General features: G+C 37.7%; 10 protein-coding genes. 9 read left to right on the forward strand and 1 reads right to left on the reverse strand.

Annotated elements, in window-relative coordinates:
• The first annotated feature begins 10 nt into the window (after positions 1-10).
• From PL9214_RS03575 to PL9214_RS03615, 9 genes are all read left to right on the forward strand, one after another.
• Complete coding sequence (locus tag PL9214_RS03575) at positions 11-2,680, forward strand: glycosyltransferase family 2 protein (protein ID WP_072717469.1); 2,670 nt, start codon at positions 11-13, stop codon at positions 2,678-2,680.
• A 378-nt stretch (positions 2,681-3,058) separates the two neighbouring features.
• Positions 3,059-3,811, forward strand: a complete 753-nt coding sequence (locus tag PL9214_RS03580; RefSeq protein ID WP_072717470.1) for a peptidylprolyl isomerase — start codon at positions 3,059-3,061, stop codon at positions 3,809-3,811.
• Entirely contained in the window at positions 3,808-6,816 is a 3,009-nt protein-coding gene (locus tag PL9214_RS03585; protein ID WP_072717471.1) for an ABC transporter transmembrane domain-containing protein, read from the forward strand. Before PL9214_RS03580 ends, PL9214_RS03585 begins: the two co-directional genes overlap by 4 nt.
• Before the next feature lie 210 nt (positions 6,817-7,026).
• The gene (locus tag PL9214_RS03590; protein WP_306341355.1) at positions 7,027-8,850 is read left to right on the forward strand and encodes a beta-barrel domain-containing protein; all 1,824 of its coding nucleotides are present in this window, start codon (positions 7,027-7,029) and stop codon (positions 8,848-8,850) included.
• A gap of 171 nt (positions 8,851-9,021) precedes the next feature.
• A complete protein-coding gene (locus PL9214_RS03595) occupies positions 9,022-10,806 on the forward strand; it encodes a hypothetical protein (RefSeq protein ID WP_072717474.1) in 1,785 nt (594 codons plus the stop codon).
• A gap of 97 nt (positions 10,807-10,903) precedes the next feature.
• Entirely contained in the window at positions 10,904-11,452 is a 549-nt protein-coding gene (rfbC, locus tag PL9214_RS03600; RefSeq protein WP_072717475.1) for a dTDP-4-dehydrorhamnose 3,5-epimerase, read from the forward strand.
• Entirely contained in the window at positions 11,449-12,324 is an 876-nt protein-coding gene (gene rfbD, locus PL9214_RS03605) for a dTDP-4-dehydrorhamnose reductase (RefSeq protein ID WP_072717476.1), read from the forward strand. Before rfbC ends, rfbD begins: the two co-directional genes overlap by 4 nt.
• Before the next feature lie 83 nt (positions 12,325-12,407).
• The gene (locus PL9214_RS03610) at positions 12,408-13,481 is read left to right on the forward strand and encodes a glucose-1-phosphate thymidylyltransferase (RefSeq protein WP_072717477.1); all 1,074 of its coding nucleotides are present in this window, start codon (positions 12,408-12,410) and stop codon (positions 13,479-13,481) included.
• Complete coding sequence (locus PL9214_RS03615) at positions 13,478-14,389, forward strand: glycosyltransferase family 2 protein (RefSeq protein ID WP_072717478.1); 912 nt, start codon at positions 13,478-13,480, stop codon at positions 14,387-14,389. The genes PL9214_RS03610 and PL9214_RS03615 overlap by 4 nt, the downstream gene beginning before the upstream one ends.
• Here the strand turns inward: PL9214_RS03615 and PL9214_RS03620 are convergent.
• Positions 14,366-15,226, reverse strand: coding sequence for a hypothetical protein (locus PL9214_RS03620; protein WP_222425203.1), 861 nt, complete (start codon positions 15,224-15,226; stop codon positions 14,366-14,368). The two genes, PL9214_RS03615 and PL9214_RS03620, sit on opposite strands and share 24 nt — an antisense overlap.
• Positions 15,227-15,343: the final 117 nt, after the last annotated feature.

The following is a 15,343-nucleotide window of genomic DNA, read 5'->3' on the forward strand; positions in this document are numbered from 1 at the left end:
ACATAATTTTATGCCGAGAGTCACCGTTATTATTCCCACTTACAACCAAGAACAATATATTTTAGAAGCAATTGACAGTGTTTTAAACCAAACCTATCAAGATTTTGAAATTATTATCACCAATGATGGTTCTTCTGATAAAACTCTAGAACGCATTCAAGAAAAATCAGATCCTCGAATTCGCTGGTTTTCTTTCGAGCAGAATCAAGGTGTGAGTATAGCAGCAAACCATTGTATTCGTCAGGCGACTGGAGAATTCATTGCAATTTTAGACTCTGATAATATTTTTTTACCGGATAAGATTGAAAAACAAGTCAATTTTTTAGATAATAATCCTCAGTTTGATGCTGTTTTTACCTATGCGGAAATTATTGATAAAACAGGAAATCTTCATCAGGGAAAAGAAGCTTCTTTTAAACAAATATTTGCCCAAAAAAACAAAAATCGTTTTCAATGGTTAAATTCTTTTTTTTATTGTGATAATTCTCTGTGTAATACCAGTGTTTTAATCAAAAAAAAATGTTATGATCTAATTGGATTATATGATCCCCGATTACGTCAAGTTCATGACTTAGATTTTTGGATACGTTTATGTCTTAAGTCTGAAATTTATATTTTACCTGAACCCTTGGTTTTATTTCGGTTTCACGATAGCAATATTAGTGGAGTAACAACTGAAAATATGATTCGACATATTTGGGAAATTCCTCAACTACTTCAACATTATCTCAGTCCAGAAGTTAGCCAGATTTTCAACACTATTTTTCCTCAGCAGTCCCTAATTCAACCTCCCATTACACCGGGTGATCTTCAATTTTTAATTGCAAAATTGGCTTTAACTGTTCATCGTCTCAGTCATCAGTATTTTGGAATTTCTACCTTATATCAGTTGATGAATAATGCTCAAACGGCTGAATACATTGAGAAAAAATATTCTTTTAAATATACTGATTTGATTCATCTCGCAGGAATTCATGATGCTTTTCAATTAACAAACAACAGAAAACTTAAGCAAAAACTTGAAATAGCTCAAAAAGAACTGGAATTAATTCAAAATCAAAATCAAATTTTAAATAAAAAGTTAGCTATAATTTCTAATTCTGCTAGTGTTGAAACTGACTCAGATGTAATTCAAGTTCTTCCTTTGGTGAGTATATTAATTCCAACTTATAATGGAGAGGAATTTGTAAAAACTGCTCTTCAAAGTGCTTTAGAACAAACCTATCCCAACTTAGAAATTATTATTTCTGATGATGGTTCAACAGATAACACGATAAAAATTGCCGAAGCTTTTCAAGAGAAGTCTTGTCTTCCTTATCGAATTCTGACTCATTCTAATTATGGATTAGTCAAAAATCTCAATTTCTGTATTAAACAAGCTCAAGGGAAGTACATCAAATTTATTTTTCAGGATGATTGGTTAGAACCCAATTGTATTGAAGAGATGGTGAATTTAGCCGAACAAGATCCAGAAATTGGTTTGATTTTTTCTCCGCGTCAAGTTGTGATTCATCCGAATTCAACCTCCGATCTTATTTGTCAATCTGCTTATAAAGGTGCCGTTAATTTACATCAAAAATGGTCTAATCTAAAACCCGTTCAATGGGGGCAAGATCTTTTGTCCGATTCCAACTGTTTAATGGGAGGGTTAAATAAAATTGGTGAACCTACAACTGTATTAATTCCTAAACACGTTTTTGAAGAATTAGGAGGATTTGATCCTAATCTTCACCAACTTTTGGACGTGGATATGTGGTGGAGAATTATGGGACGTTATAAAATTGGTTTTGTAGATCAAGCTTTATCTTCGCTTCTCATTCATAAAAATCAACAAACTCAAGTTAATATTGCTCAACAGGAAAATTACAAAGATTATGAGAGACTTTATTTAAAACTCTTGCAAGATTCAAGTTATTCGTTTTTGAACCCATCTTTAAAAAAAGTAATTTTACAGAAAGCTTTATTTAATTCAAAATTTTATCTAAAATTAACAAAAAATTTAATGAGTCAATATCAAAATAATCCTCGATCCCAAATTATAGAAACTCTTCAATTAGTTCGCCAAATTTTAGTTCAATATTGGTTAACTTTAGCTTCAATCGAGTTAGAAACTAAATATTCCCAAGAAATTCGTCCCATTTATCAACTTTTTTTAAACAGTAATCTCGTTGATGAAGAAGTCAGTGAAATCGAGCAACATTGGATTGAGGAAATTAAAAAAAGGCTTTCTCAAGGTTTATATTCAGGTGATTTAATTCCTGAACTGATGGGATTGATGTTATATCAAAGAGCTTATCAACTTCCTTTTATCTATAAAAATGCGGTAATTCCTAACTACTTTTTTTCTGAGTTTGTGACTTGGCTATTTACAAGTATTGAGGGTTGTAAAATCCAAGATAAGATAGAAAAATATATTTATTTTCAAGAAAATTTATTAGCTTATATTACTCAAAACTTAACCCCAAATTCATCCTCTCAGGAACTGTGGATCTATGTAACCCAATCTTATTTTCAATATTCTCGACTCAACTTTGAGAGTTTAGACTCTATTAGTCTCGATAAGATCTATGCTTATAGAAACCAAATGATTAATTTCTTAGTTCAACACTCAAAGGGTACTGATCCGAATCGATCCATTCATCCAGTTTTAGCAATCGATGTACAACCAGAAGACTGCTAGAGCATCAGTATCCGAGTCGTGATGGGGAACCCAAAAGCTATCCGCCACGTCACTGTATAAACAGCAAACTTTCACTTTCAGGCTTCAAGGGGATGAAATTCACGGATTGGGATGCTTTCAAGTCTTCTAAAATCGGTGGATCTCAAACCCAAGTAATACTAGAGCAAGGAACAAGGACAAGGATTAAGATGAGTATGAACAGCCCAAAGAGATTTTTTTCAGCAGTTTCCCAGAAGTTGAGGTAATTTAGAGATGATCAATTCAGTGGGGGGGTAAACGGTCTGCTATTATTTGGACAAAGAGATTAGATGCGGTAGTCACTCTAGGACTACTCAAGGTAAATTTGAAAGGGGTAGTGAAAGTCGGTTGGAGAGTTCAATGACAGGAGCGTTCAAAGTCGGAGAAACTATTATCACAGCAGAGGATCTACCATCGCTGCTCAAACGTTATCAGTTAATGCCCTTATTTCTGCGCGAAGTGATTTTGGAGCAAGCGATCGCTAAGATTACTTGTACAGAGGAAGAACGAGCAGCGGCTCTCGAAAGATTTGATTCGCAACACCAACTAACTTCCCCAGAAGCGAAAGCAGCTTGGCTGGCGGCTTACGATATGACCCCAGAACAACTGGTGGAAATGGCAGAACGCCCCGTGAGAGTGGAAAAATTTAAACAAGAGACGTGGAGTGGTCGAGTCGAAAATTATTTTCTCAGTCGCAAAGGTAATTTAGATCAAGTTGTATATTCTTTAATTCGGACTAAAAATCCAGGTTTGGCTCAAGAACTGTATTTTAGGGTAGCCGAAGGAGAAAACACCTTTGCTGAGGTTGCCCGAGAACATTCAGAAGGGCCAGAATCTCGGACAGGGGGGTTATTAGGGCCAGTTCCGGTCTCTCAACCCCACCCAGCGATTAGTAAACTTTTATCTGTGAGTCAACCCGGTCAACTGTGGGCACCTCGTCCCCTAGCAGAATGGTTTGTGATTATTCGGTTAGAAAAATTCATTCCGGCTCAATTAGACGAATCCATGCGTCGCCGGATGGTTGACGAAATGTTTGAAAATTGGCTACGAGAGCAAATGGCTCAAGTTGGCTCGCTACAACCTCTTCGCACTTCAGTGTCTTCAGTGTCATGACAACATCTGCCGTTTCCCAGTCCCAAATTCAGAGCTTTCTGGCTGAAACCAGCCCTTTTGATCGGCTCTCAGAGAAAGCCCTTCAAAGCTTGCTACCCAAATGCCAACTGTTGGGCTACCGCACCGGACAACCGATATTTGAACGGGATAAATTGCCCACTCAAATTACGATTATTTATCAAGGACAGGCTCGTTTGCTGGGTTTTGACCCCAGAGCGCAGCGTCATGTGAGTTTGGGCTTACTCGGAGCCAGAGAAATTATGGGCTGGGGAGGGTTAATCCGAGGGGTGCCTTGTGAAACGGCGATCGCTTCAACGGATACGATTTGTATTACGCTGTCGGCTATGGATTTTCTACAATGGGTGGCTAAAGAACCCACTTTTGGAGAGGCGTTCCGGGATCATGCCTCTGTCAGCGAAATTTTTGAGCTTTTAAGCCAATATCTGCAACAACAGGCGGTTCCCGTTAACAATATCAAGACTCTAGCCCAAGATCTTTGGCAAGATGCCATTGTGCTGAACTTGCTGAGTGGCAACAATAAGGTCAAGGAGCTCCAAAATCAACTTGATCCGAATCGGATTTGGTTAGTCAGTAGTGGAACCTTGGGCAGTTTTACTCCGGGTAATCGGGTTTTATTAGAAGACAGTGCTCAATCTTACAAAGCGGAAGGGCCACAGGGAGTTCGATTAATTGGTTTACGAGAACCCGTTTATGAAGAAGAATCTCCCCCGGAAAGCCACGACTCAGAGGTTGTTACTCAGGACTCAACTTCTAGTGTTCGCAAAATAGACTTATCGGCAGTTACGGCGGCTCCCGATGTTCCTCCAATTCCAGAACCGACAAATTTGCCTAAATCCGCTCAACGGTTCCCGGTTGTTAGAGGTCGAGGCAAGATTGACGCCCCTCTGGCTTGCTTCAATATGATTGCTAAATTCTTCGGAATCAACTTTAAAAAAGATGTTGTACGCCGAGTTTTAGATAATCAGTTGGCGACAGTGGGCAATATCAGCTTGCAGGCTTGTGGGGCTGTAACTCAAATGTTAGGGATTAATGCTCAGTTAGTCCAAGTTCCAGCCCGTGCAATCGGTCGCTTGAAAGCTCCGGCTATGGTGGTGTGGGGAGATAGTTTTGCCATTCTCTATAGTATTACGGAACGAGAACTGGTGCTGGCAACCCCGGAAAAGGGTCTCACCCGAATGCGTCCGGGGCAATTCAGCGAAATTTGGGGTGAAGAGGGACAGGTACTCTTACTACAAGCCCCACGAGTTGACCAGAAAGAACAATTTAGCTTCTGGTGGTTTTTACCTGCTTTGATGGAGCATCGCACCACCTTTATTGAGGTGTTGCTATCCTCGTTTTTTATTCAAGTGTTCGGTTTGGTCAACCCCTTGGTGAGTATGGTGATCATCGATGCGGTGATCGGACAGCGTAACTTAGATGCTCTGAATATTCTGGGTCTTTTGCTGTTGGGGGTTGCACTATTTGAAGGGTTGTTGACGGCGTTGCGAACTTATTTGTTTGTGGATAGCTCTAACCGAGTTGATATTAAGCTGACGGCAGAGATTATTGACCATATGTTGCGGCTGCCTTTGGGGTATTTTGATACTCGACAAGTCGGGGACTTGATGAGCCGTTTCAATGAGTTGGGAAATATCCGTAATTTCCTGACGGGAACGGCTTTAACGGTGGTGCTGGATGCGGTGTTTTCGGTGGTTTATGTGGCGGTGATGTTTGCTTTGAGCCCGGTGCTGACTTTGGTGGCTCTGGCTCCTTTGCCTCTGTTTGCGGCGATTATTGTGATTTTTTCTCCGGTGATTATGCGGCTAATTCGCAAACGGGCACAGTTGGCGGGGACATCGATGGCTTATATTGTGGAGGTGATTAGTGGGATTCAAACGATTAAGTCTCAAACCATTGAACTGACGGCTCGTTGGCGTTGGCAGGGGATGTATGCTCGGTATATGAGTGCGAGTTTACAAACGACTCTCACCCAAACCGCCGCCGGAACCATGAGCGACTTCTTGAATAAGATTGGGGGAATTGCCCTGTTATGGGTGGGGGCTTATCTGGTGATTAAACAAGAGTTAACCATTGGGGGTTTAATTGCCTTTCGGATTATTTCAGGAAATGTGACGGGTTCGTTGTTGCGGTTTATTAGTGTTTATCAAAATGTGCAGGAGGTGGCAATTTCGGTGGAACGGTTGCGGGACATTATCGATACCTATCCTGAAGCAGATGAGGCGGATCGCAATAATATTCCGTTACCTGAAATTGAAGGGTCGGTGACGTTTGAGGAGGTATCTTTCCGATTTAATCCAACTGGGCCGTTGCAATTGGCGAATGTGAATTTAGATTTTCCTTCTGGGTCTTTTGTGGCGATTGTGGGGTTGAGTGGATCGGGTAAGAGTACGTTGATGAAGTTGTTGCAGCGTTTATATGCTCCTTTGTCGGGACGAATTTTAATTGATGGTTACGATATTAATAAAGTAGAACTGTATTCTGTCCGCCGTCAATTGGGGGTGGTACTACAAGATACCCTCCTGTTTAATGGAACGGTTCAGGATAATATTGGCTTGAGTAACCCGGAAGCCAGTAGTGACGAAATTATTCGGGCTGCTAAAATTGCAGCGGCACACGATTTTATTATGAGTCTTCCCAATGGTTACAATACCCCCGTGGGGGAAAGGGGAACAGCATTATCGGGGGGACAACGACAACGGGTGGCGATCGCGCGCACAGTGTTACAAAATCCTAAACTGTTAATTTTGGATGAAGCGACCAGTGCCTTAGACTATCAATCGGAACGCTCTGTGATTAATAACTTAATGGATGTGTTTCATGATCGCACGGTGTTTTTTATTACTCACCGTCTGAGTGCTGTCAAAAATGCGGATGCAATTATTATGATGGATCAAGGGTCTGTTGTTGAACAAGGAAACCATGATGAGTTAATTGCTCTGAAGGGACGTTATTACTGTCTGTATCAACAACAAGAAGCTCATTAATCAGTGATCAGTCAACAGTCAACAGCAATCAGTGAAAGAAATAAAATCAAGATTTTTAGGTGTTGAAAACAACTGTAACTGGTTCTTAACTCTTGCACTGATAACTGATAACTGATAACTGATAACTGATAACTGGTAACTGATAACTACTAACTGATTATGAAATCTGTATCACTGATTGATCAACCTGTTATTCTTGAGAAACCGGCAATGTGGTCTCATATGTTTCTCTGGATGATCATGTTGATAACGACTTCAACGGTTGTTTGGGCTTATTTTTCTCGGATTGAACAAACGGTTCCTGCTGTTGGGGAACTGGAATATAAAGAAGGTGCTAGAGAAATTCAAGCTCCGACGACGGGTGCGGTGGTAAGACTGCACGTTGAAAATGGCGATCGTGTGCAGAAAAACCAACCTCTTCTCACCTTCAGCCCTACAAACCCCAGTGCTGATATTAAGTCTTTGGCTAAATTACAAGGAACTCTGAAGGAGGAAAACCAATTTTATAATAGTATTATTCAGGGAAATGGCAGGGGAAATTTACCGGCTGAATGGGAAACAATGGTTAAAGATCGCGATGCCAGACTACAAGAAAATGAGGTTTTAACGGGTTTAATTAATGAACTTTATAATAATCAAGGTCGAGCCATTAACTATAGCCCTACTCAATCGGGTGTAGTGGCTAATTACCGGGCTGAATTTCAATCTCGTGTGTCTGCGGTTGAGGGACGAATTATTGAATTTAAAAGACAACTCGAACAAACGGAAAATTCGATTCGGGCAACACAAGAACAAGTTCAATATGCGACGAATCAAATTCGCTATTCTGAAGAACAATTAGACTTAGCGAAGGCTCAACTTAATAAGTCTCAAGAATCTTTGGATCTGAATCAATCAATTTTGGGTCAAATTGCTCCGTTGGTTGAAGAAGGGGCGATGTCTGACTTAAATAAAAAACGTCAGGAACAAGAAGTTTTGAAAAGTCAAAATGAATTTTTACGTCAGCAGGATCAAATCACAACCCGTCAAAGTGAAATTAATGCTCGTAAAAGTGACGTTGAGAAACAACAAGCTGAAATTAGACGATTAGAAGATGAGAAACAGAAGGTTTTAGCTTCTATTGATCGAACAGAACAAGAATTGCAAAATACAAAAGATGCGTGGGCAAAAGAACTGTATCTTCGGGTTGAAGAAAATAAAAAACAAATTGCTAGTATTGATTCTCAACTAAGCCGATATAAACTGGATAATGAAAAGCGCTTAGGAGATGTTAATGCTCAGTTGGAAAAAGTTGAAGAGCAGCGGGATACTCAAGTCTTACGTTCACCGGTGGCTGGGGTAATTTACGATTTACAGCCCTCAACGAAACAAGATTCTGAACTCGATATGAAAAAGGATGAAATTTGCAACTATGTCAATGAGCAAGTTTTAAAATCGGGCGATCCCAGGATGAAGCGTTGTAATGAAGCCTATTATGAAGCTCAACAAACGGAAAAGCTCATGCAAATTTTAGCTGATGATAAGGGGCTTGAAGCCACAATTTATATTAGAAATACTGATTTAGCTTTAGTGCTCAATGCTTTACGAGTGAAGCGAAAATTTTTACAGCCTTATGATGGTAAAACGGTGGCTGGAGAAGTGATTGAATGTAAAGCAGAGAAAGATTGTATTTGTCCAGAATCTCCAGAAGCTCGACAAGAAATTGGAGTGACGGATACAGATTGTATTCCAGTAGAAGTCTCGATTGATGCTTTCCCCAATGATCAATTTGGGATGGTTCCCGGACAGTTGAAATGGTTAAGCCAAGATGCGATTAAACCTGATCCAGAAAAGGGCCGTCAATATTTTACTTTTAAAGGAAAAGTGAAATTAGATAAGCAAAACTTTACCTTAGATGAACAAAAAAATATTAAGGTTGGTTTACAGTCAGGTATGTCAGTGAATACCAAAATTAATGTGGGTAAACGGTCTGTACTTGATATATTCTTAAACCGCTTTACGGGTCGAGTCAACAGTATTACAAACTTGAAGTAATTTAATCAGTTATCAGTTATCAGTTATCAGTTATTACTGTAAATCACCAATAGTTGGTAACTGATATTCTATTAAGCATATCAATTTCTGATTCGGAAATTGTTAAATCCTTGTAGTATGAGCGTCGTCGGATTCTATGGTTTAAATACTTAACAGCTTAATTGGTAACTAATGGCTAAAAACTCCTCCTTTTTTGTCGATTTTCCTACTACTATTTTAGGGCTGTTATATTTAATCCCGATTTTGGGAATTATTGGATTTATTATTAAGTTTGGAGTGAATGTTCCGTTTTATGATCAGTGGGTTGTACCCGCCTTATTTGAAAAAACAGCTACAGGAACATTAGAATTTAAAGATTTATTTGAACTTCATAATAACCATCGAATTTTATTTCCTCGTTTAATTTTTATTGTTTTAGGGTTTATTTCGAGTTGGAATATTAAATTAGAGCTTTTTTTTAGCTTAGGGTTAGCAATACTAACTTTTATTTTGTTATATAAACTTTCCGTTAACACCTCAAAAAATCAAAACTCTTTTTTTTACTTTACTAATTTATTAATAGCTTTAATCTTTTTCTCCTTAGCTCAATCTGAAAACTGGCTTTGGGGTTTTCAAATTGCTTTGTTTTTGATTAATTTATGTGTAATCTTAAGTTGTTTTGTTTTAACACAAGAGCAACGTAAACCTACTCAAAAATTATTAATTGCAGCGATTCCTTGTTTAATTGCTAGTTTTTCATCTGCACAGGGTTTAATGAGTTGGTTGGCTTTAATTCCTTCCATTACAGTCCTTACAAAGGAAGCCAACCTCAGAAAAAAATATTTAATATTCTGGTTAATACTCTTTACAATTTCAACTTTAATTTACTCATTGGGGTATACTCAAGAACCAAAAACAATCAATCTTTCACTTCTCGAAAAATTGTTCACTGCGAGTCACTTCTTTTTTAATTTAATGGCTGCACCTTTAACAAATTCTTATACTTTAAGCCTTGGGATCGGGTTAATAATTGTATTAAATTTTATAGGATTAGGATTTTACTGTTTCCAAAACCGAAAAGATCAATACTATTTACTTAAATCCTGTTCTCCTTGGTTTTCGATTGGAATATTTTCTATTTTATGTTCAATTTTAATAACATTAGGTCGTTATGATTATGGAGCGAATTATGCGATTGATGCTTCTCGATATACGACTCATTCTTTACTTTTAATTATTGCTGTGATTCAACTTTGGTTTATTGTTATTACTCAATCTAAAACTCTAAACAAAAATTATAGTCTGAAACTGATTTATAGTTTTATAGCGGGAATTTTAGTTTGTTTAATTGGGGTAAAATCAGAAATAGCGATCACTCAAGCACAAACAGATTTAATCAATAAACAACGGGGTAAAACCTGCTTAGAACTCATTAACTATTTAGAAGACTCTAATTTCTTCAAAATCCATCCTGATCGCTGTTTATTAAGATTAAGTAAAACAACCTGGTGGATTCAAGATGGTGTTAAAAAACTCCAGACAGTCCACCTGAGAAATTGGGAAAATAATATAATCTTTAAACCTGAATCAGAACAGCTTTATGGTTATATTGATTTCCCTTTTTCCCGTGATCAACCCTTAAAAATTAAACCTCAAGACTCTATTACTTTAAAGGGATGGGCAATTTTTCCCCAGACTCAAAATCAACCCCAACTTGTCTTTTTTTCTCAAGGAAATCAACAATCCTTCTTCGCCAATGCCAATGTCGGTTTAAATAGTCCAGATATTGTTCAGGTCTTACATTCCCCCCACTATAATTATGCACGATGGCAGGTGCAAATTTCTACTTTAGAGATGAGTCAGGGCGACTCTTCGACCTTGAGAAACATAACGATTAAAGCTTGGGTCTATAATCCTGATAGTCATGAATTTTTCCCGTTAAAGGGGGAAATTAAGATAATTGTTGAGAAAGACTAACCCGTTCTTAACCTTGAAGTGAATGTTAATTGAGTTTTCATTTCTGTAGCAATAATTTGGTACAATATTTAGTCGCTGACCACTGCTTAACCTGAACATGAATATTATTCCAACTTCAATTCCTGATGTTCTCATCATTGAACCCAAAGTCTTTGGGGATGAACGAGGCTTTTTCTTTGAAAGTTTTAACCATAAAGTCTTTGTTGAAAAGACTGGAGTTACCTCAGAATTTGTACAAGATAATCATTCTCGTTCTGTTAAAGGTGTTTTGCGAGGTTTGCATTATCAAATTCAACAAACACAAGGTAAATTATTGCGTGTTGTTGCGGGAGAAATTTTTGATGTCGCCGTCGATATGAGAAAATCTTCTGCAACTTTTGGACAGTGGGTAGGTTGCATTCTTAGCGCAGAAAATAAGCGACAATTTTGGGTTCCCCCAGGATTTGCTCATGGATTTTTAGTGATTTCAGATATTGCTGAAGTCTTATATAAAACCACAGATTATTATGCACCACAATACGAGCGTTCTTTACTGTGGAATGATCCTGATGTCGGAATTGATTGGCCTCTCAATGGAATCACACCAATTTTATCAGCAAAGGATCAAGAAGGTCAATCCTTAAAAACGGCGGAGTTCTTCTCATGAAAAAAATTTTATTGATTGGAAAAGATGGTCAACTCGGTCAAGAATTACAGCCTTTTCTGACTGCTATGGGGTTGTTGGTTTCTGTAGGACGGGATACTCTTGATTTATCTCAACCTCAAATTATTGAACAAATAATAGAGGAAATTCAACCGGAATGGGTGATTAATACTGCGGCTTATACGGCTGTGGATAAGGCGGAAAGTGAACCGGAATTAGCAATGAAAATTAATGGAATTTCCCCCGGTATTTTAGCAAAAGCTTGTCAACAATTAAATGCTAAATTAATTCACATTTCTACAGATTATGTCTTCGATGGAACTCAAAGTCATCCTTACATTGAAACTGATTCTACTCATCCCTTGGGTGTTTATGGTCAATCGAAATTAGCTGGAGAAATTGCAATTCAAGAAACCCAAGCTAAATTTGCAATTATTAGAACCGCTTGGGTTTATGGTGTGGGGGGAACCGGAAATTTTGTCAAAACTATGTTACGGTTGGGAAAAGAACGGGAAGAAATTCGCGTTGTTTGCGATCAAGTAGGAAGTCCAACTTGGACAGGAGATTTAGCACAATCGATTGTCCAATTAATGCCACTTTTAAATTCTGAAACCTACGGAATTTATCATTGTACAAATAGTGGAGTAACCAGTTGGTATGATTTTGCGATCGCTATTGTTGAAGAAGCAAAACTATTAGGTTTTCCCTTAAAAATTGAACGGGTAATTCCAATTACAACCCCCGAATATCCAACGCCAGCAAGTCGTCCAGCTTATTCGGTTTTAAGTGGAAAAAAATTAGCCAATCTTCTCGAAACTCATACTCCCCAATGGCGTCAGGGATTGCGTAAAATGCTACAAGAATTAAAACCGTAGAGACGTTCCCTGGAACGTCTCTAGGATGTTTTCAAAAATTCTAAACTGATTAATTGTCAAGTATTAACCATTAACGATTAATTATGAAAGCACTGATTTTATCTGGTGGAAAAGGAACAAGGTTACGCCCTTTGACGTACACAGGTGCAAAACAATTAGTTCCCGTTGCTAATAAACCAATTTTATGGTACGGAATTGAAGGAATTATAGCCGCTGGGATTACAGAAATTGGCATTATTATTAGTCCAGAAACCGGAGAAGAAGTTAAAAATTTAACCGGTAATGGCGATTACTTTGGAGCCAAAATTACCTATATTTTACAAGAACAACCCGCCGGATTAGCTCATGCTGTTAAAGTCGCTCAACCGTTTTTAGGAGATTCTCCTTTTATTATGTATTTGGGAGATAACTTAATTGAAAGCCAACTTAATCAGTTTGTAGAACGCTTTAAACAGCAACAACTAGATGGGTTAATTTTATTAAGAAGTGTGCCTAATCCCACTGCCTTTGGGGTCGCTGTTGTTGATGATCAAGGACGAGTTTTACAGTTAGTCGAAAAACCCAAAGTTCCCCCTTCAAATTTGGCCTTGGTGGGAGTTTATTTTTTTGATAAAACTATTCATGAAGCGATCTCTCAAATTCAGCCTTCAGCACGGGGAGAACTGGAAATTACAGATGCGATTCAACAACTGATTAATAACCAGAAAAAAGTTGAAGCTTGTACCCTAGAAGGATGGTGGTTAGATACAGGTAAAAAAGATGATTTACTCAGCGCAAACCAAATTATTTTAGATTCTTGTATTATCTACGATGTTCAAGGAGAAGTAGACGAAAATAGTCATATTTTAGGACGAGTTAAAGTGGGTAAAGGGACAAAATTAGTCAACTGTAGTGTCCGGGGGCCAGTCATTATTGGGGAAAATTGCTATTTAGAAAATTGCTTTATTGGCCCTTATAGCAGTGTAGCCAATAAAGTCACTTTAATTGATGCAGAAATCGAGCATAGTGTCATTTTGAGTGAAGCTAAAATTATTGGGATTAATCAACGCATTGTGGATACAGTTATTGGTCGTCGGGCTACTTTAAGTACCGCACCTCAACGACCGAAAGCACTACGGTTTATGATTGGAGATGATAGTCAAATTGAATTAGCGTGATTTACTGGATAACGGTTAATTATTACTCCACCGAACTGATTCAACGATTAATTGATTCAATTGTTGTAGAGACGTTCCATGGAATTGTAGAGACGCGCCATGGCACGTCTCTACAGGGAATTAATTATCAAATTATTATTATTAATAATTCTCCCGATGATCATTCAATTTATCAGTTAAAATCTCCCTCTATTTTGATATTGGATTCCCCGGAAAACATTGGGTTTGGTCGAGCTTGCAATATTGGGTTAAATTCGGTTTATCAACAAGATCCTCAAGCACTGGTGTGGTTAATTAATCCTGATGCTTATCTCTCTAAAAATGCTCTATCTCAAGCCGTTGACTTCTTTGAACGTTACCCAGAATTATCGATTTTAGGAACAGTTATTTATAAATCTACTGGAGAATTAGAGTTTACTAGGGGAGAGTTTAACCCAAAAATTGGTAAAATTATTGTTAGTAATACAGTCTCAGAGTCTTTGCAAAATCAACCTTACCAGCTAACCGAATGGGTATCGGGATGCAGTTTATTAATTAATTTGAAAAACTTTAATCAATGTCCTCAGTTTGATCCGAACTATTTTCTTTATTATGAAGATTTTGACTTCTGTTTACGGTATCGAAACCAAGGACATCAAATTGGCATTACTTCAAAAATTAAAGTATTTCATGAGACTTCATCCATTACCCACAGAAATCCTACTCTTAAAATTAAGTACAGCATTTACAGTTACCTCCTTAGCCTCAACAAACATACCTCAAAAAGCGTGTTGTTTTACTGGTTATTACGAATTAGTTTTGTTTCCCTAATAACACTGCTAATTACTCCTCAAAAGTCTCAATCTAAACTTAAAGGAGTGATCCGTTTTATAGTTAGGCATTGTTTAAGAATAACGCAGTTGCAGTAACAAACGATGATTGTTTACAGGAGGCTTAATTTTATGAATACAAGATGGATCTTGAATAAAGCCAAATCCTGCATTTCCTAAGATTATTCGTTCTTGCTGACGACTATAATAACGATACACAAGATCATCAGGGTGTCTTCCCGAAAACAACAATGCTAACGGTTTATGAAGATGGGATTTTTCAATCATAATATGGGGGCCAGAATATTCATCCTGTACAGCAGTAATGTAGAAATAAACTGTCATAAAATTATATCCGGCAATATCATAATGATAATAGGTAGGAGGATAAATCTTTTGAATTTCAGTTTCCGGCAAATTAGAAGCAATACTCCAGGTTAAATGGGCTGTAATTCGATTAGGTCGATACTGAAGATATCGATGTACAATTTCTAACAAAATAGGGTCATGAATTAGTTGTTTAATCGCCGGACAATTTGAAGGTTCATCCACTAAAGCACGCACAACAGAATGTCCATCAGGTAAAGATCCTTGATGAACTTGATCAATCCAAAACCGATGTGGATATTTTGGTTCAGTACAGGAAGTTTGGCAAGCATAATCAAAAATTTCTTTCACGATTTCAAGAGGTAATTGAAGATTCAAGCTAACTGCTGTTTCTCGAATTTCCGCTAGACAAGTTTCAATATCAAATCCCGAAAACCAAGAAAAACTATTTATATCATAAACTTGGGGAGAAAGAAAATTTTGAAAATGCTGCTTTACTTTTTGAATTTGGCTATATATTTGTCGCATCCATAAAAAACGACTAATACCATACAAGCGATTGTTGTATAACTGATCTGGAGTTCGTTTTACAGGGTTTAATGACACCATAGAAGGTGATGTGTGATCAATCATAATGAATTTAAGGGGATTTAGTAAACAAAAAACAACCAAAATGAAGATTGAACCTTGAAACTATAATTTGCTGTCTGACAGAAATGCAGCAAA

It is taken from the genome of Planktothrix tepida PCC 9214, from assembly GCF_900009145.1.
Taxonomy (GTDB): Bacteria; Cyanobacteriota; Cyanobacteriia; order Cyanobacteriales; family Microcoleaceae; genus Planktothrix; species Planktothrix tepida.